The 22,524-nt window shown below is 55.2% G+C and carries 19 protein-coding genes and 1 pseudogene; 7 read left to right on the top strand and 13 right to left on the bottom strand.

Annotated features, from left to right (window positions below; translation table 11 throughout):
* Both RMSM_RS13390 and RMSM_RS13395 read left to right on the top strand, forming a co-directional pair.
* Positions 1-557, top strand: a pseudogene (locus RMSM_RS13390) (polyphosphate kinase 1); the annotation flags it as partial.
* Between the two features lie 349 nt (positions 558-906).
* Positions 907-2,925, top strand: a complete 2,019-nt coding sequence (locus tag RMSM_RS13395) for a hypothetical protein (RefSeq protein WP_008696730.1) — start codon at positions 907-909, stop codon at positions 2,923-2,925.
* Between the two features lie 117 nt (positions 2,926-3,042).
* Here RMSM_RS13395 and RMSM_RS13400 read toward each other — a convergent pair whose 3' ends face one another.
* The 4 genes from RMSM_RS13400 to larB all read right to left on the bottom strand — a co-directional run bounded on the left by RMSM_RS13400 (position 3,043) and on the right by larB (position 7,005).
* A complete protein-coding gene (locus RMSM_RS13400; protein WP_008696732.1) occupies positions 3,043-4,038 on the bottom strand; it encodes a DHH family phosphoesterase in 996 nt (331 codons plus the stop codon).
* Positions 4,039-4,054: 16 nt separating this feature from the next.
* Entirely contained in the window at positions 4,055-5,035 is a 981-nt protein-coding gene (locus tag RMSM_RS13405; protein WP_008696734.1) for a bifunctional riboflavin kinase/FAD synthetase, read from the bottom strand.
* Between the two features lie 110 nt (positions 5,036-5,145).
* Positions 5,146-6,051 carry an NAD(P)H-hydrate dehydratase gene (locus RMSM_RS13410; RefSeq protein WP_052031623.1) on the bottom strand — a complete coding sequence of 302 codons (906 nt, stop codon included), beginning with the start codon at positions 6,049-6,051 and terminating at the stop codon, positions 5,146-5,148.
* A 9-nt stretch (positions 6,052-6,060) separates the two neighbouring features.
* Positions 6,061-7,005, bottom strand: coding sequence for a nickel pincer cofactor biosynthesis protein LarB (larB, locus tag RMSM_RS13415; RefSeq protein WP_144057622.1), 945 nt, complete (start codon positions 7,003-7,005; stop codon positions 6,061-6,063).
* Between the two features lie 95 nt (positions 7,006-7,100).
* On the opposite strand from larB, the gene RMSM_RS13420 reads away from it, so the two are divergent.
* Positions 7,101-8,315 carry an argininosuccinate synthase gene (locus RMSM_RS13420; protein WP_008696741.1) on the top strand — a complete coding sequence of 405 codons (1,215 nt, stop codon included), beginning with the start codon at positions 7,101-7,103 and terminating at the stop codon, positions 8,313-8,315.
* Positions 8,316-8,500: 185 nt separating this feature from the next.
* Here RMSM_RS13420 and RMSM_RS13425 read toward each other — a convergent pair whose 3' ends face one another.
* On the bottom strand, positions 8,501-9,406 hold the full coding sequence (locus RMSM_RS13425) for a DUF1559 family PulG-like putative transporter (RefSeq protein WP_008696744.1): 906 nt from the start codon (positions 9,404-9,406) through the stop codon (positions 8,501-8,503).
* 98 nt (positions 9,407-9,504) lie between these two features.
* Here RMSM_RS13425 and dtd point away from each other — a divergent pair, with 98 nt between their 5' ends.
* Entirely contained in the window at positions 9,505-9,951 is a 447-nt protein-coding gene (gene dtd, locus RMSM_RS13430) for a D-aminoacyl-tRNA deacylase (RefSeq protein ID WP_040766364.1), read from the top strand.
* Between the two features lie 21 nt (positions 9,952-9,972).
* Here dtd and RMSM_RS13435 read toward each other — a convergent pair whose 3' ends face one another.
* On the bottom strand, positions 9,973-10,701 hold the full coding sequence (locus tag RMSM_RS13435) for a metal-dependent hydrolase (protein WP_008696748.1): 729 nt from the start codon (positions 10,699-10,701) through the stop codon (positions 9,973-9,975).
* 430 nt (positions 10,702-11,131) lie between these two features.
* On the opposite strand from RMSM_RS13435, the gene RMSM_RS13445 reads away from it, so the two are divergent.
* Together RMSM_RS13445 and RMSM_RS13455 are read left to right on the top strand one after the other, a co-directional pair.
* Complete coding sequence (locus RMSM_RS13445) at positions 11,132-11,860, top strand: CvpA family protein (protein ID WP_008696752.1); 729 nt, start codon at positions 11,132-11,134, stop codon at positions 11,858-11,860.
* 459 nt (positions 11,861-12,319) lie between these two features.
* Positions 12,320-12,592 carry a hypothetical protein gene (locus RMSM_RS13455; RefSeq protein ID WP_040766368.1) on the top strand — a complete coding sequence of 91 codons (273 nt, stop codon included), beginning with the start codon at positions 12,320-12,322 and terminating at the stop codon, positions 12,590-12,592.
* Between the two features lie 134 nt (positions 12,593-12,726).
* On the opposite strand, the gene RMSM_RS13460 is transcribed toward RMSM_RS13455, so the two are convergent.
* The 5 genes from RMSM_RS13460 to RMSM_RS13480 all read right to left on the bottom strand — a co-directional run bounded on the left by RMSM_RS13460 (position 12,727) and on the right by RMSM_RS13480 (position 18,617).
* A complete protein-coding gene (locus tag RMSM_RS13460; protein WP_008696756.1) occupies positions 12,727-13,698 on the bottom strand; it encodes an acetyl-CoA carboxylase carboxyltransferase subunit alpha in 972 nt (323 codons plus the stop codon).
* Between the two features lie 87 nt (positions 13,699-13,785).
* Entirely contained in the window at positions 13,786-14,727 is a 942-nt protein-coding gene (locus tag RMSM_RS13465) for a serine/threonine-protein kinase (protein WP_040766370.1), read from the bottom strand.
* A gap of 214 nt (positions 14,728-14,941) precedes the next feature.
* Positions 14,942-16,108, bottom strand: coding sequence for a glycosyltransferase family 4 protein (locus RMSM_RS13470; protein WP_040766372.1), 1,167 nt, complete (start codon positions 16,106-16,108; stop codon positions 14,942-14,944).
* 39 nt (positions 16,109-16,147) lie between these two features.
* The gene (locus RMSM_RS36820; RefSeq protein WP_008696759.1) at positions 16,148-17,767 is read right to left on the bottom strand and encodes an SMP-30/gluconolactonase/LRE family protein; all 1,620 of its coding nucleotides are present in this window, start codon (positions 17,765-17,767) and stop codon (positions 16,148-16,150) included.
* A gap of 229 nt (positions 17,768-17,996) precedes the next feature.
* Positions 17,997-18,617 (bottom strand): RNA polymerase sigma factor, encoded by a 621-nt coding sequence (locus RMSM_RS13480; protein WP_008696761.1) that lies wholly within the window; start codon positions 18,615-18,617, stop codon positions 17,997-17,999.
* A gap of 125 nt (positions 18,618-18,742) precedes the next feature.
* Here RMSM_RS13480 and RMSM_RS13485 point away from each other — a divergent pair, with 125 nt between their 5' ends.
* Positions 18,743-20,959, top strand: a complete 2,217-nt coding sequence (locus tag RMSM_RS13485; protein WP_008696763.1) for a serine/threonine protein kinase — start codon at positions 18,743-18,745, stop codon at positions 20,957-20,959.
* A 109-nt stretch (positions 20,960-21,068) separates the two neighbouring features.
* Here RMSM_RS13485 and RMSM_RS13490 read toward each other — a convergent pair whose 3' ends face one another.
* On the bottom strand, positions 21,069-21,911 hold the full coding sequence (locus RMSM_RS13490) for a hypothetical protein (RefSeq protein ID WP_008696765.1): 843 nt from the start codon (positions 21,909-21,911) through the stop codon (positions 21,069-21,071).
* A gap of 144 nt (positions 21,912-22,055) precedes the next feature.
* Positions 22,056-22,524 (bottom strand): hypothetical protein (locus RMSM_RS13495; RefSeq protein WP_236622125.1); only part of this gene is annotated, 469 nt, incomplete at its 5' end.

A 22,524-nucleotide genomic window follows, 5' to 3' on the forward strand; every position in this document is an offset into this window, starting at 1 on the left:
GGCGTTGTCTCGAAGGCCAGAAAGCCGAGATCGTTGTAAAGCTTAACTCATTGGTTGACACACAAGTCATCGATGCGTTGTATCGAGCCAGCCAAGCCGGAGTGCGCGTTCGCTTGAATATCCGCGGTGTCTGTTGTCTAAAGCCAGGCGTGAAGGGGCTGAGCGAAAACATTGAAGTGATTTCGATCGTCGATCGATTTCTTGAACACGCGAGAATCGTCTATTTTCGTCACGGCGGCGATGATGAGCTGTTTATCAGCAGTGCGGATTGGATGCCGAGAAACCTCGACCGCCGAGTCGAATTGTTTGTGCCGGTGATCGATCCCGCCGCCCGCGAACGACTGTTGCATGTGTTGCGAACCTATTTCAAAGACAACACCAATGTGTGGCGAATGTCGCCGATCGGGCTGTACGACCGAGCACAGCCGGACAAGAAAGGCAAAGCGGCGTTTCAGTCGCAACGCGTGCTGTACAACGAAGCAGTGGAAGTGACTCGAAAAGCGAAGCAGAGTCGCCGTGCTACGTTTGAGACGCACGAGCCGAAACAGCCGGATTAGCCGCGTTCGGGGCGGAGGGCGTCAGCGGCAGCGGCATTTGTGCCCCGCGCAGGTGTCTTGCGGCTCACCGCTCAGCAAGGCAATTTGCTTGCCCTTTCACTCGCCATGCTGTTTGGGGGACGCCGCCGCTACGTGAGACGTGGCCCTATTTCGGGGGGCGGCACGCCATCGGTTGCAGCATTTCTGTTCACTAAGAATTTCGCTAAAGAGTCGATTTTGTCCTCATAAGTTGCCTAGCCGGCGTTTCGGGGGTAAATCGAGTTCGATAACATACTTGTTGTCGGGCGGCTGGACATGCAGGCTGCTCACGCCTCTTGTTCCCAGAGAAGTCTCAGAGACCGGATACTGAATGTACAGCCTAGCCCACGCTTCCCCTTCGCGAATCGCTCTCCTCTTTTTATTCGTTATCACGCTTGGATTTTGTGATAGCACGATCCCTGCTCAAGATACGACTGAAAGCTCAGCCGATGGCGCGGGTGCCAATGCTGCCGTCGCAGCGGGTGGTGCCGCAGGTGGATATGTGCCTGCGATCAAGCTGCTGCCCGATTCATTGGCGGGGTTGGTTCGCGTTCCGAGTGTGCCTGATTTTTGTGCGGCATGGGACAAAACACATATTGGCCAGCTGTTTGATGATCCGGCGATGCAGCCGTTCATTGATGCCCAGCGTGAACGCGCCGAGGACTATCTCGAATCGCTCGACAATCGCGTCGGCCTGAAACCCCAAGATCTCTACGATATTGCTTCGGGCGAAGCCGTTGTGGCGTGGTTGCCATTTCCCAAAGACAAGCGACGTCCCTTTTCGATGTGTGTGATTGCGGACATCCGTGGGCTCCGCAACAAAGCCGATGCCGCAGTTGATACGATTGATCGGGATTTGAAGGCTGGCGGAGCAACCCGCAGCGACGTTGAGTATCGCGGCCAAACAATTCGTGTTTACACCACCAAGCCCAAGCCAGGGCAACTGAAGATTGAGCAGATTGCGATCACACTGGACGATACTCGAATCATCGCCTCGGATCGCGATACCGTCGTTACGAACGTGCTTGATGCGATCGCTGGTGAAATGAAAAACCCTTCGATTAGCGAGTCGGCTGAATTCCGCGACGTGTTAACGCGGTCCAGTCGAGCGATGCAAGATCCGTTTACCGAAGGTCACAGCACGGTCGCAGGCGAATGGTTTGCTCGTCCCATTCAGATGGGGCTTATTTTGCGAGAAACCTTCCAGGTGGATCGCGGCAATCAGGTTGACATTTTAAAGCTGCTTGAAAACCAAGGTTTCGATGCCATCAAGGCGGCCGGCGGCATTCTGGCAATCGCAGGCGATCGTTACGATATTTTGCATCGCGGGTTTGTTCTGGCTCCACCCACGACGAGCGAACCGAGCAAGTATGAAAAAGCAGCAAGAATGTTGTCCTTCTTCAACGCGGGCTTGGATCCGGTTCCCTATTGGGTTGGGAAGGATACAGGCACCATTAGCCAGATCCGATTGAAGATCGCCGATGCATTTTGGGCATCCGAATCGATGATCAATGAGGCATTTGGCGATGACATTTTCGAACCGATGATTGAGGGAATTCGTGACGATACCGATGGGCCTCAGATTGATTTGAAAAACAATGTTTTGCCCGCTCTGGGGGACGAGGTCCTGTTGCTGACCGACAATACATTACCGGCGGAGGTCAATTCCGAGCGAATGTTAGTTTCGGTCCGTTTGAAGAATCCTGATGCGATCAAACTTGCGGTTCGCAAGGCAATGGAAGTCGAACCCGATGCCAGCAAGTTGGATGTGTTACCAGGCGTGGAAGTGTGGCGGGTTCAACGCGGCAGCCAATCCGATGCTTCCTTTGAAGCCGATGTTTTCGGCGACTTGGGGTTTGACGAAGAGACCGTGGAAGAGGCTCCGCCGCTATTGGATCATTGGGCGATTGCGGTCGTCGATGAAAAGGGAGCAGACGGGAATTCTTATCTGATGTTCTCCAGTCATCCTGATTTGTTGATTGAAACGGCCAAGCGGATTCATAGCGGGCAAGACGGTGGGTTTGCCAAACTGCCTGAGGTCCTCCGAGTCGTCGACGCACTAAAGGACCTTGGGGCCGAGAGCGTTTCGCTGAGCCGCATCGCACGCACCAGCGTTTCGCTCCGCGTGAAATACGAGTTGCTGCGAACAGGCAAGCTGAAAGACAGCGACACGATCCTGGCGACCATCATTCGGCGTGTCTTTAAAGACGAAAACGGAGATGACGTCGAGCCGATCAATACGGATAAACTGCCACCGCTCAACCAGATTGAACAGCACTTTCCCGAGGGTGGTAATTATGTCGTGACTGAGAAGGACGGATGGTCCTTGAGCGGATTCTTCTTGAAGTAGCGGCTCGGTTGGGGCCCACTGCTTTTGCAGCGCCGGGATCGCAACAAGAACGCCGAGATCACAATAAGAGCGACGGGATCAGTTGATCCCGTGTCGTCCAAATCGGCTGCTCGAGCTCTACTCGCTGAGTGCTTTTTGGACGGCTTCGATGACGACGGGCAGCACTCGGCCGCGTACGTCGTCCAGCGTACCTTCGAGGAATCCGCCGGCGGCGGCCTTGTGTCCGCCGCCACCAAATTTTCGAGCCACTTCGTTGCAATCCATGCTGCAGCGGCTGCGAAAGCTCAGTTTAAAGCCGCCTCGGATTTGACCTACAAAGATTACCGCCGCCTTGGTGCCTTGGACTGCCAGGGTCAAGTTGATCGCATCTTCGGTGTCATTGGGCTCCGCGCCGACTTTGGCAAAGTCTTCTTTTTCGACATGCGTGTGCATTAGCGCCCCGTCGAGTTCCGACTGCGTTCTCGACAGGATCAGCCCGCGAAGACGCAGCCGACCCAGCGTGTCACGTTCGTACAGGTCTGCATAGACTTCGCTAGGTACCACGCCGGCATCGATCAGACGTGCGATAACACGATAGGTTTCGGGCGTGACGCTACCGAACCGAAACCATCCTGTGTCGGTGGCGATCGCAGCAAACAGAGGCACGGACATGCTACGAGTCAACGGAACGCCTAACGCATCAGCGGCTTGCACCACGAGATGGCCGGTCGCTTCGGCTTGGTAATCCTTGTACATCGTCGCGCCGAGTTCATCTTCGCCGACGTGGTGGTCCAGTACGATCTTGTCGGCGCGGGAACTGCGAATGACATCGCCCATGTCGCCCAGCTGTGCCCACGCGCTGGTGTCGAGGATCATGATGCAATCCGCGGAAATGTCTTCGGCTTCGACATCGTCGCCGAGGACTTCGATGTTGCCCGCAGGGTCGAGGAATTGCAGTGCCATCGGGGTGCGGTGAGCGTTGATGATTCGCACTTTCTTGCCAATCGTTCGCAGCACTTCGGCCATCCCCAACTCGCTGCCCAACGCATCGCAATCAGGGCGGATATGGCTGACAAGCACGAACGATTCGTAGTGGCTAATCTGATCAACAAAGGCTTTCCACTGAACACCCATCTGGCTTTACTTTCGGTTACTTGAAATTCGTATTGTTTTCGGATTTGGCGGTTTCAATTTTGCCAAGCGATGATTGCCCAAGCGATGATTGCACCGAGGCGATGTCCAATTGCAGCTGAGCGACCAAGGCTTCGACTGAATCGAAGCGGGCAATGTCGCGCACTCGACTGACAAAGTCAACCAGCAGCATTTGGTCGTAGAGATCCCCAGTGTAGTCCATCACATGGACTTCGACTTTGCGGTCGCTGCGGTCATTGAAGGTGGGGTTGGGCCCGATATGAATTGCGGCCCGGTAGCGATGCCCGTCGTGGATCGCATATCCCCCGTAAACACCGGCAGCGGGAACCAGAACGTCGATCTCGCTCAAGTTTGCGGTCGGAAAGCCGATGCCGGTTCCGCGTCCATCTCCTCGCACGACTCGACCGCGGATCTGGTGCGGATGTCCCAGCATGTGAACCGCCGCTTCGATGTTCCCCGCTTCGAGTTGCTGGCGAATCCGAGTACTGCTGATCATCGCGTCACTGTCGATGCTCGAATCCGCGACCACTAAATCGATCTCGGACTGGTCACAAAGTGTTTGCAACGTTTCAATGTTGCCTTCGCGGCCACGGCCAAAAAAGAAGTTGGGGCCTTCGACGATACCTTTGGCCGCCAGCGTTTTCTTGACGAGCGATTCAAAGAAATCAGCAGCGGAAAGGTTCAAAAAGGCTTGGTTGGTAGGCACCACCACCAGAAAGTCGGTGTTGATTTGCGATAGCAATTCGGCGCGACGCTCAATCCAAGTCAATTTCGGCGGCACGCGGTCCGGACGCAAAATCGCCGCGGGGTGCGGGTCCAGCACAACGCCGACCACCGGGCCGGCGACGCGGTCAGCCATTTCTCGGGCCTTGCCGATCAAAGCCGCGTGGCCCCGATGGACGCCATCAAAATTCCCGATGCTGATCACGCCGCCGCGAACCGCATCAGTCACTTCGGCAAGCGGGATGATTTTCGTCACGGGTCAGATAGGTCGAGAAAGGAAAATGGCGTCGCGTTGAACAAAGTGCGGGGCAGGGCAGGGGAGCCACGATCAGCCGTACCGCGATCGGACATTATGCCTGACTTTGCTCAGGAATCGAAGGCCGCTATCACTTTTGGCAATTCCGACAGCAGTTCATACGCACTCATCCCGGGTTGCCCATATTCCGCTGCCGCTCGGTCGCCCGCCGCTCCGTGGATCCATACCCCCAATCTAGCTGCGTCCCACGGCGACAATCCTTGCCCCATCAGCGAGGTGATCACTCCTGTCAACACATCGCCAGAGCCCGCTGTGGCCATTCCAGGGTTGCCCGTCGAATTGATCCAGGTCCTCGTCGCATCGACCACGACCGTCGGTCCTCCTTTGACCACGATGGTGACATGGTGATGCGCCGCCAATTTCTGAGCCGCTTCGATTTGTAAGTCGCGGTTTTTCGTATCAATCCCCGCCAATCGTCCCAATTCGCCAGGGTGAGGCGTCAGCACGATGTTGTTTGCTTCGCCATTGTTTGATCGCGACTTGCCCGATCGCGACTTGCTCGACGAGATCGGATCTCCCTTGGCCCACTGCATCTTGGCCAGACAGTTGATCGCGTCGGCGTCAAAGACGCGAGCGAGTTTCGTGGGCTCGATCAATCGGCGAACGATCTGCATCGATCCATCGTTGGTTGTCATCCCAGGGCCACAGCCAATGGCATCCAAACCATCAAGTCGCGAGGCGAGTTCATCCACCGCGCCGACGGCGAAGTGGCCTTGCAAATCATCTGCTAGCGGGATCGTCATCACGCACGGATGAAACGAGGCGACAGTTTCTAAGCATCGATCGGGCACGGCGGTCGATACCAAACCCGACCCGGTGTGCAGCGCTGCGATCGACGAAAGCGCGATCGATCCCGCCATCCCTCGCGAACCACCACACAGCATCACGCGGCCAAAGTTTCCTTTATGGGAATCTTGCTCGCGTTTGGGGAAGGATGCGGGGGGCTGATGACTCATTGCGATTCCTTAGTTTGTCGAACTGTTTGGCGACCGGTGTGTCGAATGGATGCTTGCCTTTTCGAGTTGACGGATAATCGTTCCTGCCAAATAGCCGCCCTTGAATCCCGCGTCGATATTGACCACCGCGACGTTTGCCGCACAACTGCTGAGCATGCCAAGCAGCGGGGTCAATCCGCCCAGCGTCGCTCCGTAGCCCACGCTGGTGGGGACGGCAAAGATTGGGATCGACAAATGCCCAGCGACCACCGGAGGCAGTGCACCTTCCATGCCAGCGATCACGACGGCGGCGGACGCTTTGCGAAGCTTGGGCAACGCATGGATCAGACGTTGAGGCCCCGCGACACCGATATCCGTAAAGACGGAAACGGCGACTCCCATCCACGTCAACGTCTCGATCGCCTCGGCGGCCACCGCCGCGTCGGTGCTGCCCGCCGTGATCACCGCAACATGAAATGGGCGATCCTCTGGATCGATCGGGGCGGGGCAGGGGGCTTCCGATGCGAGGTGAGTGCGGAACGTGCGGCCGATCGCGTCATGGTGGCTGTGGGGGAACCGTGATTTCAATTTCTCAGCCGCCTCGGGGTGAACGCGAGTCACCAGCGACGTTTGAGCATCGGCAATTTGAGAGTCGATAATCCGAGCGATCAACTCGAAATCTTTGCCCTCACCGTAGATCACTTCGCCGAAACCGCACCGTCGTTGTCGGCCCAGATCCACCGTGGCGCCGTCGATGACCGCCATTTTTTCGGCTTCGCTGCCGATACGAACATTTTCGGTCGAGCCGATATTTGCGATTTGAAGTGCCGAAATTGCCTCGGCCACCGACGTGGTTCCGGCGGCGACTTCCGCGATTAACGCGGCAATTTCCGGTGAAAGCGAAGCGGAAGGACTCTGCGATTGGGGCAGGGTAGGGCGATCGGATTGCGAAAGCTGCGAAGCGTCGTCGGGCATGGGCGGTTGCAGTCTAGGGGAATCAAAATTCAAATTGATGCTCGTTGACGAACATCGTTTCTTCGGTTCTTGCATTCTCGGTGGATAACATCCTAATGAAAAGCTGCGTACTTGCTTACTCGGGCGGTTTAGATACTTCGGTCATTCTCGGTTGGCTTCAAGACCAAGGCTATGAGGTGCACGCGGTCTACGTCGACCTCGGCCAACCTTGTGAAGATCGCGAAGCGACGCTGCAAAAAGCCCGCGACTGTGGTGCCAAATCCTCACGGATCGTCGATGTTCGCGAAGAGATGTGCCGCGATTTCGCCTTCCCTGTGCTGGGATGGCAAGCCAAATACGAAGGCATCTATCTGCTCGGCACCTCGATCGCTCGCCCTCTGATCAGCAAGGTTTGTATCGACGTGGCCCACGAGGTCGGTGCGACCGCCTATGCCCACGGCGCGACCGGCAAGGGCAATGACCAATGCCGTTTCCAGTTGGCCGCCGACGCGATCGACCCGAGCATCAAGATGATCGCTCCTTGGCGAATCAAAGAATTCCGCGAGGCGTTCCCAGGACGTACCGAGTTGATCGCCTACTGCAACGAAAAGAACATTCCTGTCAAAGCATCCGCTGCTAAACCGTACAGCAGTGACGAGAACGTGCTGCACATCAGCTACGAAGCTGGCAAGCTCGAAGAGTTGGATGTCAATGGCGTCGAGATCGTCGATTTCGGAATGGGCGTCAGCCCCCAAGAGGCTCCGGATAAAGCCGAATTGGTCACGATCGGATTTGAATCGGGCGTGCCAACCAAATTGAATGGTAAAAACGTCAGTGCGTTGGAAATGGTCGAAGGCCTGAACGAGATCGCTGGTCGCAACGGCGTAGGCCGCATCGATATGGTCGAAAACCGTTTCGTCGGAATGAAGAGCCGCGGTGTTTACGAGTCGCCGGGGATGACCGTGTTGTACGACGCTCACATGTACATCGAACAATTGTCGATGGACCGTGACCTAATGCACTTGCGTGATCGTATGGCTCCCGAAGTAGCTGAAATGGTTTACTACGGATTCTGGTACACGCCGAAGATGGATGCATTGATGGCGTTCATGCGTGAATCGCAAAAGCCCGTGACTGGCGAAGTGACACTGAAACTATACAAGGGCAACATCATCGTCGATTCGCGTTCGAGTCCGAATAGCCTGTACGACGAAGACATCGCGACGATGGAAGGCGGCGGAACGTACGATCAGGACGACGCCGAAGGCTTCTTGCGTATCCAAGGCTTGCCAAGTCGAGTGCAAGCAGCGGTAACGCCTCGCAAGTTCTAATTGCCACTCGCGACCGAATCCGTAGCGAAAGTCGCCAAGACTTTCGTCTGGAAACCACAGTGGACGAGGCCACGAGTCCCGTCCAAAAACCACAGTGGACGAGGCCACGAGTCCCGTCCAAAAACCGTAGCGGACGAGGCCGCGAGTCCCGTCCACTACGCGGAAACGGGGCCGTGCCAAAGCGGCTAGTCCAACGTGTCATCGGCGAGCGGTTCGCCACCACGAGGCGTCACCAGGGCTCGAAGCGTCGAGACAGGCGTGGCTTCATCAAGATAGTGGCCTCGCTCGTCCACCGTGACCATGGCCGCCCCGCTGTCAAGCAAGCCGCCGATGTTATTAGACGATCCGCCGATGCCTTGTAACGTCGCAAAGTCGAGATCGACTGGTTCCGTCCACACACCGCTGGTGATCGGTGGTGAAGCTTCGACGACCAGGATTGTTTTCAGCGGATCGTCGACCACTTGGTTGGGTCCGAGCGGGCCACTGCTGGGAAACAGCGTGCGGTCTCCTGTGACAAGGTAGTATCCGCTCTCGTTAAATCCGCCCCGCATTTGGCTGCTCGGGTGACGATAGACAGCAGGCATCTGCGAAAACGCGACGGAAATATTTTCTTGCGAGTCCCATGCGGCATTGCGATCGATCATGTTGTACAGTTCGTCTTCGCCAAGGTAGGGCAGAATCAGCACTCGCCACGAGTGCAGCGGTTTTCCCGCAGTGTCCTTGGTAAACGGCGGCGGATAGCTGCCATGGTCGGCAGCATACGCGTTCAACGCCGCGGCAATTTTTTCAAGGTTGCGCATCGATGCGGTACGGTCTCGGTTGGTTTGCAACATGCCGACGGTTTGCCGACCTTGATAGATCGCTGCAAACCCGATTGCCAGTAACAAGATCAGCACCACGACGGCCGCGACGATCGAAGCAAACTGTTTCGAGACCGATTGAGACCGTGCGAATTCGGGAGTCGCTTCTCCGGCGAAATCAGGTAGTTGGATCTCGCCACCACATGTGACGCACTCTCCCTTTTGACCGCTGTATCGATCTTCGACTTGCGTTTTGGTTTGACAATGAGGGCAGGTGAACAAATAAGGCATGGCACAACGATTCGATGGCGTTTAAAGGATTAGCCGCTGGAGCTATTCTATGCGGAAATCTTGCCCAATAATACTCAGTGGTTTCAAAAGGAAATCGGATGCGAATCGTGATTCAACGCGTGGCGACGGCCAAGGTAGAAGTGCAGGGCAGGGTGGTCGGCCAAATTGATCGAGGTGTGTTAGCGTTGGTTGGTGTCGGCCACGGCGACACCATCTCCGAAGCGAAATGGTTGGCTGAAAAAACGTCGCAACTAAGGATCTTTCCCGATGACGAGGGTAAGATGAATCGGTCGCTGTTGGATATCGGAGGCTCGGTTCTCGCCGTCAGCCAATTCACATTGTTGGGCGATTGTCGCAAGGGGCGTCGTCCCGCGTTCACCGACGCTGCGGCTCCCGAAATCGCTAACCAAATCTATCAATCGTACAACGAATGTTTGCGAGCAACCGGCGTGCGAGTCGAAGAAGGGATTTTTGCGGCCGATATGCAAGTCAGCTTGGTTAACGATGGTCCCGTGACGCTGATCCTCGACCGAACAAGTTCGTAAATCAAAAAGTCGTCGACTTAATTATCTCCAAGGTAGCCATTTGTCCCACTGGATCAATTCCGGAGCCGGCTTGGCAATGTAGCTGTTGTCCAGTCGTGATCGTTGCCGGATACGTTCGGCCACCCCGTGATCGCCCCAAGCGAGATAAATCAACAGGAACAATTTTGCGTACACGCTGACATTGGCGAGCTGGCTTTGGCCAAAGAACTTCAGCGCAGTGCCAAACGATTTTTTTAGTCGAAACCGCCCTCCCCCAAAATCGATGCTCCAAATTTCATCCAGGATCAGATGCACTAGAAAGCCAACGACCACCGCGACGCTTTTGTAGACGCGGATCGATTCGCTCGGGCACGGCATCACAAGATAGGCAAGCAGTCCCGCAGTTGCCGCGGCAGGAATGCTGTGCCACATTCCGCGATGGACTGTGTAGCGTTTAAAGAATTCGACCGCCACAAATCGGATCGCGATATAGATCAACATCGCCGCTAACGCCATCGCCTCGTGCGATAGTTCCAGATCACGAAAGCGTTCGATCATCAACATCGGCACGACGGCCGCCGCGAACATGCTGGTTTCGCGAAGCGGGATGCCGGAATCGCTATCCAAGTCCGGCAGCATGCCGCTGACCGAACATAATCCGCCAGCCAAAATCCCGCTCTCCAGCGACATCGATTGGGACGTCACGCCCCAATAACCGTAGGCGATGCCCACGATCGTGCTGCCGGTGATGTGCGTTTTGAAATCGGCCACGACAGGAAGGGCAGGGGAGTGGTGAAAAAAATTCCGAGGCTATCGGGAATCGATCTCGTCACTCTTTGCAAGCAACCACATCCATTGGTAGCAATTCAGTGGTTCGTGATGCATTGCGATCGTGCGCGACAAATACAGATTCCCTTAGCTTCTTACATAGGATTTTTCGTAGGGGGCTGCCAAGCCCGAATCAATTGATCTTCGCTTGACGGGGGCACTTGGCTACAATCCGCGCCAATGTGGAAACTCGGCACGATGGCATGCTGAGAGGCGATGAGCCGTTTGCTATCAAACGAGTTTTCTGGGAGTGGGCTGGCGGCATTGTTTGCGATCAGGCTTGAATAAAAAATTTTCGATTGCAACCGCCCTTCCCGCCTCTCACTCGCATGCCCCTTACTCGCATGCCCCTTACTCGCATGGAAGCGTTCTGGTGGAAATTTACGACATCATGATGTTGGTTGTGTTGGTCGGCGCGTTGCTGTTTGGCGCGATCAAAGGTTTCGCTTGGCAGCTCGCTTCGATCGCGTCGATCGTGGTCAGCTACATGGTGGCCTACAACTTTCGTGAACCGTTCAGCCAATCGATCCATGCCGATCCGCCATGGAACCGATTCTTGGCGATGTTGATTCTGTACGTCGGCACATCACTGGTCGTTTGGGTTGCCTTCCGGATGGTCAGCGGCACGATCGATCGCTTCAAGCTTCGCGAATTTGACCGCCAAATCGGAGCGATGTTTGGGCTGGCCAAGGGAGCCCTTTATTGCATCCTGATCACGCTGTTTGCCGTGACGCTGTTTGGTGAAAACGTTCGTGAGAAAATCGTCGGCAGCAAGAGCGGCAACTACATCGCCAGCGTGCTGGCCCGCAGCGAATCGGTGATCCCGCCCGAGATCCAAGAGGTCGTACAACCGTACCTAGACCGGTTCGAAAAGCGATTCAATTCGGACGACGCCCAAGAGACGCCCGCAGGCTTTTTGGAAGGCGTCGGACACACGATGGCCCGAGATGCAGCGAGTGGCGTTTTGCCCGAATCGCTGTGGGATGATGGTTCGGGAAACTCGACCGGGCGATCGCCATTGCCGGTCGATCCGAGCGGTTGGAATGCAGGCGAATCGGTGCCGCGGCAAGCTCAACGACCGTGGGAAGGATTCCAGCGTTAGAGCGATCGCATCCGTAGCGAAACTCGTCAACGGCTTGTTGATTTAGTTGGCCGCTTGGGCGCTAGCCCCGGTTTCGTCACCACAGAACCGGGGCTAGCGCCCAAACGGCTAACATCAATTTTCGAAGATCGAATAAATCAACAAGCCGTCAAGAGTTTCGGCAGGATCGGCGCGTTGACGACATGCAGCAAGGCGATCCCACGTGGACGACGAACTGGGACGACGAAAGTCTTGACGACTTCCGCGACGTGATTTAAACGCGATGCCACACGCTGAGAAGGGGATGTGGATGACAGGCTGGAAGCCTATTCCACGAAATGCACGAAACACGGGGAAAAACGCACCTTTAATACAACATAAGGGGCATTATCGGACGTTGCGGGGCGGTTTAAATATGCCGCAAAACCCGGCCTCTCCCGCTTTTCGCTCTTCCAGATTCGCTGCCTGATTCACCTCCGCATGACCTGTCGACGCGACCTTTTGTCATCGATGGCGACTGGCAAACATCGATGGCTCTCTGGCAATCGCGGCGTGGTCGCGATCGTTCGCTCTGCGAATCGATCGATCAAAAACTGGGCGGCGTCGACGCTGACCGCCGCCTCAACTGCGACACCAGCTGGTCAAGATTTGCGAAGCATTGCTTGCCAGTTTCCCGGTCGCACTGCCCGCTCGACTTCGAGCGAAATGATCCTGCGGCGGATCACTCCAACCGAAGCTTTCGGCGGCCCGTGATGGCCGATCGATGGCGGCCCGATTTGGCCTGCAAAGATGGCGACACATCCGGTCGATGTGTCGCCGATCGAGCGAATGAGAATGCTCGATTTTGAAGTTTGGCGAGAATCGAAATTCGGTTCTCTTTTGTTCACCTATGCGGATTCGGCTTCATCCAAGAAGACACCGATTCGGCGGAACTTTTCATACCGCTCGTTGACCAGGTCTTCGGTCGTTTTGGTTTCCAGATCGGACAGCGTTCGCGACAGATAACTCTTCAATCGCGACGCCATTTGGTGGTGGTCACGATGAGCGCCGCCGAGCGGTTCTTCGAGCACATCGTCGACCACGCCGAGTCGCTTCAGATTGTCGCTGGTGAACCGCAGTGCCGCGGCCGCTTTGGGCGCATGTTCGTGGCTCTTCCACAAGATGCCCGCACAGCCTTCGGGGCTGATCACGCTGTAATAAGAATGTTGCAGCATCGCGATTCGGTCGCCGACACCGATGCCCAACGCGCCGCCCGATCCGCCTTCGCCGATCACGACACAGATCACGGGCGTCTTCAAGCGGCTCATCATGAACATGCTTTCGGCGATCACTTGCGCTTGACCACGTTCTTCGGCACCGATCCCCGGGTACGCGCCCGGTGTGTCAATAAAACAGATCAGCGGCATGCGATACTTTTCGGCCAATCGCATTTTGACCATCGCTTTGCGATAGCCTTCGGGATGAGCACAGCCGAAATGGCACGCCGCCCGCTCTTTGAATGTGCGACCTTTTTGATGTCCAAGGACCAACACTTTGAAGCGATCGAGTTTGGCGAAACCCGACAGCATCGCGCGGTCATCGCCGAAATGTTTGTCGCCATGCAGTTCGACAAATTCATCAAACGCCAGATTCAAATAGTCACGTGTGTAGGGTCGGTTTTTGTGACGAGCCACCTGCACGGTTTGCCATGAGTCAAGTGACCCATAGACATCGCGTAGCAGATCAACAAGTTTGCGACGCAAGTCGCGGATCTCTTTTTCGATTTCGTCCGTGCGATTGGTTTGACGTTCAAGTGACGCAATCTTGCTCTCAAGATCGGCGATCTCGTATTCAAATTCTAATCCAGGTCCAGCGCTCATTCTTTTCTCGTGATAAGTGGTGTGCGGCTTCACATGCAATCGAAAATCCGAAGCATCGCACGCGTACTGTGTTTCGGAGACGAAGTTTTAGATGTCGTCGTCGTCGCCGTTGGAGGATGGTTTTTTGATCATGTCTTCGGCACCGCGAATTCCCGTCTGGGTGTCAAACACACTGACTTCGGGTTTGCGAGGACGTTTGTTCCACAATTCCATCGCGCGGAATTGCTTCAAGAATTCCCACATCGATGGCGGCCGATTGTCAGGCTTTTTCGCCATCATCTGCTTGATCACATCGGCAAAGTCCTTTGATACGTTGTTGTTGTATGCAATCGGACTCGGGATCGATGCGGTCAGATGTTTGTTCAGCAAATCGTTGGGCGTATCGCCGGTGTATGGCGGTTTGCCTGTGACCAATTCAAACAACACGCAACCAAAGCTGTAAATGTCCGACCGCTCGTCGCATACTTTGCAACGGATCTGTTCGGGTGACATATAGCTTCGTGTTCCCTTGGCGTACTTGGAACTGTGGAACAGCTTGCTGAAGCCTGTCTTCTTTTTCTCGGCGATCGTAAAGTCGATCAACTTCGTTTCGCCGTCGCGGCTGACCAAGTAATTGTCCGGCTTGATATCCAAGTGGATCCAATTCTTGGTGTGCATGTAATACAAGCCTTCGGCGGCTTGGCCGACGATCTTGTCCAACATGTAGGCCAGCGATTCGGGGCCCTGCCGGAGAGCTTGCTTCATATTCAATTCACTGAATAGTTGCAGCACCAAAAATGGCACTCCCGATTCGACGCGAAAGTCGACGACTTTGATAATACGAGGACTGTTCAGATCCGACGCCACGGTGAACTCGTGTTTCAGTAGCGCGATCTCTGATTTGTCCTCTCGCGCCGATGGCTTGAGCAGTTTTAGCGCGTAACGCTCATTGGAGTTTTCATCGATGGCTTCCCAGACGTCACAGGTACTTCCGGAGCGAATCAAACGGGCCAATCGATAGGGGCCCAGGAAATCACGGGTCTTGGTCATCAGCACAAATCAGGGGCGAATCGTAATTTGGTCGGCACAGAACAATCGCTCTATGATAGTTCAATCGGTCCCTAGCCCGATAGGTCGGGATCGAGGCGGCGGCGTCCATGGTGTCCCACGACAATCGGGGCTGCGGGCCGTTTGCGGATACACCGGCCAGCCTGCAAACCGAAGCCGGCCGTACGGCGAAATTCCCGTAATTTCCAGGGTTTCGCTAGTTTCGCCGCTGCTGCAGCAGTTGTTCATACAGCTCGCGGATCCGCCGCGTCATCGTTTGATGGCGGAACTGGTCCGTAAATCGCCTCTGCCCTGCCCTACCCATTTGCTGGCGCAATTCGCTGCTGCGGCTCAATTGCAGGATCGATTCGGCGAGCTGGTCGATGTCACCCGGCGGGATCAAATACCCTGTCTCGCCCGAGATCGCGACCTCGCGGGCCCCGTCGACATCGTAGCTGATCACCGGACGACCCGCGATCAAAGCTTGCGGCAACGCACGGGCCAACCCTTCGCGGTACGAGGTGTGGACCAAAGCGTCCATTGCCCCGATCAACGAGGGGACCTCATCGGGGGGAACCAATCCCGAGAAGATGAAGTTCTCACTCAACCCCAGCGATTCGATTCGCCGAGTCAAACTGTCTCGTAAAATGCCGTCACCGACCAGCAAAAATCGGACTTGCGGAACCTGTTTAACGACCTTGGCTGCTGCCGAGATCAGATCATCATGTCCCTTTAAATGAAACAGGCGGGCGATCTTTCCAATCACGATCGCATCCTCGGACAATCCAAAGCGTTGACGAACACGCTCGCGATGTTCGCTGGCATGCAGAAACGGTTCGACATCCATTCCGCTATAGATCGTCGTGAATTTTTCACGCGGGGCCACGTCGGCATCGACCATCAAATCGGTCATCGCGTCGGCGACACAAATCATGTGATGGCACCGCTTGGCCGCCCATCGTTCGCAGGTTCGATACAGCGTCCGAGTCACCGCCGGTTGAAATTGGTGAAACGGAGCCCCATGGACGCTATGAATGATCGCGGGAACTCGCTCGCTCCACGCGACCGCGCGTCCCAAAATACCTCCCTTGGCGCTATGCGTATGGACAACGTCCGGTTTGAATTTTCGGATCGCCTCGCAAAGCTCGACTCGGCCCTTGAGGTCGTGAATCGGATGGATCGCTCGACGGAGGTGGTCGAGCTTGCAAATCGGCAACTCCCCTGCCCTGCCCTGGCTCAAGAGGTCTCCCTCCGGCCCCACTTCTTTTCCGGTGATCAACAACACGTCATCACCGAAATCGTACATTAGATCCAGACAATTCAGCAGCGTGTTCTCTTGAGCACCACCAATAATCATACGAGTAATGACATGAGCAACACGCACGAATTGTTTCCTAGCCAGCGAAAGGTTTTGAGGGACGGTTTACTTGAGGTGTTTCTTGAGGAACCCATCAATATCGGTTACTACCGTATCCATCCAATCGCTTTGGTTCCAGTGACCATGTTTCGCACCGTCATGAATACGAAGCTCGAAGGGGACACCCAGACTCTTCATTTTTTCACGTGCCGGTTCGTTGCGTGCCGGGTTGTCCAGACTGCCCGTGATAAACAACGTCGGCGGCATGTCCTTGTCGATCGCTTCGTAGGCATCGGCAAGCTTGTACATTTCTTCGGCATTGTCGATCGTGTCGCCGATCCAGTGCACTGCATAAGCTTTGTCTTTGACGTCATGAGAGCGTTCGGCAACGCTTCCCGATGCGGTTTGCAGAGGACCAGCCATCACGACGACGGCTTTTAGCGTTGATGATTCGCTGTTGCTAAGTCCCGCGTGATGCAACTTGGTATCTGTGTTTCCGGCAGCCATTAGCCCTGCAAGATGCCCGCCCGCCGAACCACCTACTGCAGCAATTCGATTGGGATCGATGTTCCAGTCCGCTGCATGTTGCCGGAGAAATGCGGTAGCGGCGTTACAGTCACGGATCGCGGCAGGAAATTTTGCTTCAAAGGCGAGTCGGTACTCGATCGCGGCTACGACATAGCCTTTTCGAGCAAGCTGTTTGGCCAATGCTTGGAACTTCGTCTTGTCGCCTTTGATCCATCCGCCTCCGTGAACCAGCACGATCCCAGGAAGTGTCGTTCCCGCCTTGGCAGTCGGACGAAAGACATCCATCAGCAATTTGCGGCCATCGACGTTTGCATAGACAACATTGCGGTCCGTCGACAACTCCCCTGCCCTGCCCTGATCCGATTGGCCATTCGTGTTGGTTTCCGGTGCGGGTTGCGGCAGCACGCCGTATTGGTAGATCGTCTTGTAGTACAACCCATCAAAGGTGCTGATGAAAAGTGTGCGTCCCTCGCTGCCCGCGATGATGGCGTTAATTGGTCGCGCCGGCGTGGGAATGGTTTCACGCAGATTTCCGTCAGGATCAAACACGTAGACGGCATTTGCACCGGTGCAGTACACATTGCCCGCCCGGTCGATGCACATGCCGTCACCGCGGAAACCTTCCTCGGTCTCCTTCAGTTGAGCAAACCGTTTGGCCGTTTGCAGCTTTTTCGTTCGATCAATCGGGATCTCGTACAGTGCCCCCGATTTGTGCGATGACACATACAGTGTGGATTCGTCGGGTGACAACGCGATCCCGTTCGGAGTGTCAAGTTTCGTTGCAAAGATCAGCACGTTGCCATTCGCATCGATACTGCGGACGATGCCTTCGCCAGTAAAGGTAGCGTAGACGGTGCCGCTTGAATCGACCACCAAGTCATTAGGGCGTTGCTTCTTTTCGAACTGAGCCAGCGTTTCGGTTTTGCCACCCGGCCCCAGAATTGCAATCCGGCTGTTGGCGTTGTCGCTCAAATACAATTTGCCAAGCTGGTAGCATGTTCCGGAGATCCCAAGCGGTTCCTTTAATATGTTTTCAGAAACCACTTTCAAAGTTGCCAAGTTGATCTTGGTCAACTGTTTGGCTTTGACATCGGGCGCGTACAGCAGGTTGCGACCATCCCAAGCCGCGCCATCAACGAGTTGGAAATCGGCATCCAATCGTTTGAGTTCATTTTTGGTTTTTTCGCCGGAGGATCGGCGTGGGCGATCGCGGCAGAGGTCGCTAGCGAGCAGATCGCCAACACAGCGGCGAAGCAGTTTTTAAGAAAGGGGGCGGGCATCGAGGGGACGTTCCTTGGTGAGCGGAGGGGGAATGGGGAGAGGACTGGCAGCTCACCAGTTTACTCACTCTTTCACTCGCAATGTGCCCTGCCCTGCCCCGCAAAAGTCATTCGCGTGGTTTGACGTCCTGCAACTGCGTTTCCAGCAGCCGCATGCTTCGCGACAGCAGCACTCGGATCGCCACGTCGGTCTTGTCCAGCTTGGCGGCGATCTCTTTGGTCGGCAACCCTTCGACGTAACGCATGCGAATTGCCTGCTTTTGATCGTCCGAGAGTTCCTCGATCGCCTCTTGCATGCGAACCATACGAATATCGCGGCTTAGCGCGGCGCTAGGCGACGTCATGCTGGCGACCAACATTTGTTCCAGTCCGAGCGCTGCCGTGCTGGCTGGATTTGCCGCATGGATTGATCGTTGGCGGCCTGCGTCACGGCGTTTCGCACCAAAGTGGAATCGGTGCGCATCGACGACCCGGCGGCGAGCGATCTGTTGCAACCACTGCATCGGCTCGTATTGATCAAAGGGAGCCGAATCGAGACTTGACAGCGCTGCGGTGGAAACCTCTTGAATCAAGTCATCCAGTTCGACCACGGCCAACAGATGTTCGCCGGTGATCGATTTGAGAAAGCCAGCCAATTGACCGCGGTTAAGGTCGATGTAACTCGCCAACGCCTCCGCATTGTGCTGCTTGATCCGTTGTACGAGTTCGGGGTGATCGAAATTATCCATGTTCAAACCTATTGGTAAGGTAGCTTGATTCCTTCAATCAACATACAGTAGCGACGTCGTTTGAAGAAATGTGAGGTGTGTTTCGAACTCAATTTCGTGGAGAAAGTTTTGCCAGAGATCCTGCTATGAAAAATCAGGTCCACTCCAGCGACCGTGAAGACGATATGGACGCGGTCATCCAGGCGTGTCTCGAAAAGCTCTTGCAACGTGCTTCGGTCGATCAACCTGCGGAATTGCGGAATCTGTTGCCCGACGCGGATTCCGAGTTACGGCATTTCGTATTAATCGAATTGATAAAATTGGATATGGCCATCGCAGCCGAAGCAGGAACGCTGCATTGCATTGAACACTACGTGGATGCGATGCCCGACCTGCTGTCGATGGAAACCGTCCCACTTGATTTAGTAATGGAGGAAATTCAGCTGCGAAAGGATTTCGGCGAAACTCCGTCGCACGACGAGTACTTGCGGAGATTTCCTCAGTACGAAGCACTGCTTGACCAAATGTTGACACGGATCGAAGCAACGCGTTCGGTCGAAAAATGTGGACGTCCTGCTGAGATTCCAGTCGGTCGTCAAGTCGATGACTTTTTGATTCTCGCCAAGCTGGGTGAAGGCGCGATCGCCCACGTTTATCTCGCCCGACAAATTTCAATGCACCGCTTGGTGGCACTCAAAGTGTCGCATGGCAGCGGTGACGAATCGCAAGCACTTGCACAATTTGATCATCCCAACATCGTTCGTGTTTTTGACCAGCGGACGGTCGCCGAACACGCGTTGCATTTGTTATACATGCAATATCACCCGGGCGGCACTTTAGCCGACGTCGTGAAAATGGTTCGCCATTGTGATATATCAGATCGGTGCAGTCGGTTGCTGCTTGATTCGGTTGACCAAAATTTGCTACGCGCAGCCCAAGTGGTTCCCGACCGCTCGACTGTGCGGCAATGGATCGAAACAGCGCCCTGGCCGACCGTGGTCGCATGGATGGGAATGCAATTAGCCAAGGCACTTGACGAAGCTCATAAGTGTGATGTTTTGCATCGTGATGTGAAGCCTGCCAATGTGTTGTTGTCAGCCGAGTGTATTCCGCAACTCGCCGATTTCAATGTCAGCTTTGCCGGGGCCGCGGGTCGCGCCGGTGCCGCAGCTTCGTTCGGTGGTTCGATTGCCTACATGGCGCCGGAACATCTGCGTGCGATTAGTTCCAAACTGCTCGATGAACCTGAAAAAGTTCAGGAACCTGCGGATTTGTATTCGCTCGCGGTCACGCTGTGGGAATTGTGGCAAGGCGAGCGACCATTCGCCTGCGAGACCATTGCGGGGTCTTGGAGCGAAGCGGTGTCGAATCAGTTGGCTGCTCGCTCCGAACCGCTCAATGAACCAAAGCGATCTGAATCCGCGTCTGAACGCGTGCTCGAAAAAGTGCTTCGCAAAGCGTTGTCGTTGCAACCACAGGATCGTTTCGTCGATGGTGCCGAGATGGCCGGTCGGTTGCGTCTGTCGCTTCATCCCGAAACTGCCACGCTGTTTGACCCACCTGAGAAATCTGTGGCGATGACGCTCTCGAAATGGTCGCCGTGGGTCGTCACCAGTGTGATTTTGTTGTTGCCGAACATGATCAGCGGCTGTTTAAATTATCAGTACAACTATCACCATGTGATGGAAACGCCCGAGACAAAAGAAGGACTGCGACTCGTTTCGTGGGTGGTCAATTTAACGTTCTTTCCCTTCGCCGCAGGGATCGCGATTTGGTACACGCGGCGTATCGTGCGCGCCGTTGATTCGGTTCGCCGTGGTGAGCGCGTCGATCCATCGGACCTCAGTGAGACACTGGAACTCGGGCACCGTGCGGCATTGATCGGTGGATCGTTGTGGTTGATTGCCGGCGTGTTGTTTCCGCTTGTTTTGTCAGGAATCTTTTCTAGCTTCAGCATGATGCAAGCGGTGCATCTATTCATGTCGTCATTGATTTGTGGCGGTGTCGCGATGATCTATCCCTACTTTGGCATGGCATTGGTTGCCACGCTTGTGTTTTATCCCCGCTGTTTAAGCGGCACGATGCAAGACCCGCAATTCGATCAGCGTGCGGATCAAATTCTTTATCGTAGTGAATGGTATCTGTTGATCGCCGCCATCATTCCACTACTCGGTGCCGCCTTGTTGATCTCGACCGAAGGAGCATCGCAATTGTTCACGTTGACCGCGTTGGCGGCCGGCATCGTTGGACTGCTTGCGTCGTTTTTTGCTTATCGGTTTATAGTCAACACTTGGAAGCAAATGGACGCTGTGTTGTCCAAACGCACGTCGATGGTTCCCGGTGAGTTGACGGCCGCTTCGTAATCTGACACGACCGCCACCCCAAACGGCGTGCGGGACGATTGCATCCTCGTTTTCCCCCTAAAAACTCTTGATGCAATCGTCCGCACGTTTTGGAACCTGAACAATCCACCTAAATTCCGCTCGCTGCGGCAACGTCGTTTGTGGCGTTGGTGGTGTCGAGCATCTTGATCGCCGAGCGGAGTGAATCAACATCGGGCTCGCTGTCGAACGTTCCGTTTTGCACCGAGTCAACTTGAGGTGCATCCGGCGAAGGAACTTGAGTCTCAACGGACGGTTGCACATTTTGGACGCTTCCTGAGTCGATCGTCGACACCGATTCCGTTTCAACCGTTGTCGATACCGAAACGGACACGACGGGGATCGAGGCGGCGTTAAACGCTTTCAAGTTGTTCGCCTCGTCGCTCTCCATCAGTTCGTCAAAACTATCGATGGCGACGACCAGTCGCTGAAATCCGATGACTTGTCCGTTGCGATTGCCCATCGCCAGCGCTTCGATCGGTAGCGTCACCAACACTTCGAGTGCTTCGCCGGCTTCGATTTTGTCCACTTTTACCGTGACGTTGGGTGACGTGGGACAGATGTGTCCGAACACCGCAACGGCGGTCACATGGAAACCACATACACTGCGAGTGCTGTGGTTTTGAATCACGATGGCGAACGTCGGCCCGCATGCCGAATCAACATGTTCTTGCTGGCGGACCTCGACGATTTGCAGATCGCCAATTTCACAATCAGGGATCGCCACATGCCCAAACGGCGATGCGTGGAACGTCGATCCACGATTGAACGTGTTGTTGACACCGTGCTGCGAAATCAAGTCGATGACGTGACTGCAATAGGAATGGTTTCCGAACAGATGTGAGGCATTGATTTGCTGAGCATCGGATTGCATCGTCATACAGACGACGAAGCTGGTGGTCATCAAGACCTTGGTTAATATTTGGCGGTTCATGAGTTTGCCTGTTCACAAAAAAAGAATTCGATTTCGATAGAAGAAAAGCCCGGCAACCGCGAAGCAATCGGGTTGTCGGGCTTGTTAAGTATTTTTGAGTACTGTTGAATCAGCTTGAGCCTTTTCAATCAGCACAGCCGACGATTACCAGCATCCCCAGTAGCTGGTGTAACAAGGGGTGTAGTAGGTGTACGTCGGTGTGTAGCTGTAGTGAGTTGTGTACACCGGGGTGTAGCAGTTGTGGTGGTACACGGGACGGTACCAGCTGCTGTAGCTGCGGTAGCGGAAGTGGCGGTGTCCGTAACCGATGCGGCGGAAACAGGCCGCGATCGCCTCTTCGCCACTCTGCGGCTCGCCGTCGTTGAGCAGCGATTCGACATCCGCCAGCCCCAGATCGTCGCTGGTGTCGGCCTGGGCGATCGAGTCGTTTTGGTCCAAGTTGGCGATCGTCGACAACATGCTGTCCTCTGCCATCACCGAGCTGGCAACCAAGATCATCGGGGCAACTGCGAAAAAGAATCGGTTTAACATCTTACGTGTCTCCAAGTGTGGCAGTGAATTGAAGGAAGCGAGCGTGAGTCTGCCGTGTCGCGTCGCTGCGTTGTTTGCTTGA

It is taken from the genome of Rhodopirellula maiorica SM1, assembly GCF_000346295.1.
GTDB classification, from domain to species: domain Bacteria; phylum Planctomycetota; class Planctomycetia; order Pirellulales; family Pirellulaceae; genus Novipirellula; species Novipirellula maiorica.

Bases quoted from the DNA above. Each gene is read 5' to 3' on its own strand.
- RMSM_RS13425 (WP_008696744.1), bottom strand. From the start codon at position 9,406: ATGCCTTATTTGTTCACCTGCCCTCATTGTCAAACCAAAACGCAAGTC.
- RMSM_RS13460 (WP_008696756.1), bottom strand. From the start codon at position 13,698: ATGAGCGCTGGACCTGGATTAGAATTTGAATACGAGATCGCCGATCTT.
- RMSM_RS13395 (WP_008696730.1), top strand. From the start codon at position 907: ATGTACAGCCTAGCCCACGCTTCCCCTTCGCGAATCGCTCTCCTCTTT.
- dtd (WP_040766364.1), top strand. From the start codon at position 9,505: ATGCGAATCGTGATTCAACGCGTGGCGACGGCCAAGGTAGAAGTGCAG.
- RMSM_RS13400 (WP_008696732.1), bottom strand. From the start codon at position 4,038: ATGGGTGTTCAGTGGAAAGCCTTTGTTGATCAGATTAGCCACTACGAA.
- RMSM_RS13485 (WP_008696763.1), top strand. From the start codon at position 18,743: ATGAAAAATCAGGTCCACTCCAGCGACCGTGAAGACGATATGGACGCG.
- RMSM_RS13410 (WP_052031623.1), bottom strand. From the start codon at position 6,051: ATGAGTCATCAGCCCCCCGCATCCTTCCCCAAACGCGAGCAAGATTCC.
- larB (WP_144057622.1), bottom strand. From the start codon at position 7,005: ATGCCCGACGACGCTTCGCAGCTTTCGCAATCCGATCGCCCTACCCTG.
- RMSM_RS13465 (WP_040766370.1), bottom strand. From the start codon at position 14,727: ATGACCAAGACCCGTGATTTCCTGGGCCCCTATCGATTGGCCCGTTTG.
- RMSM_RS13490 (WP_008696765.1), bottom strand. From the start codon at position 21,911: ATGAACCGCCAAATATTAACCAAGGTCTTGATGACCACCAGCTTCGTC.
- RMSM_RS13480 (WP_008696761.1), bottom strand. From the start codon at position 18,617: ATGGATAATTTCGATCACCCCGAACTCGTACAACGGATCAAGCAGCAC.
- RMSM_RS13420 (WP_008696741.1), top strand. From the start codon at position 7,101: ATGAAAAGCTGCGTACTTGCTTACTCGGGCGGTTTAGATACTTCGGTC.
- RMSM_RS13455 (WP_040766368.1), top strand. From the start codon at position 12,320: ATGACCTGTCGACGCGACCTTTTGTCATCGATGGCGACTGGCAAACAT.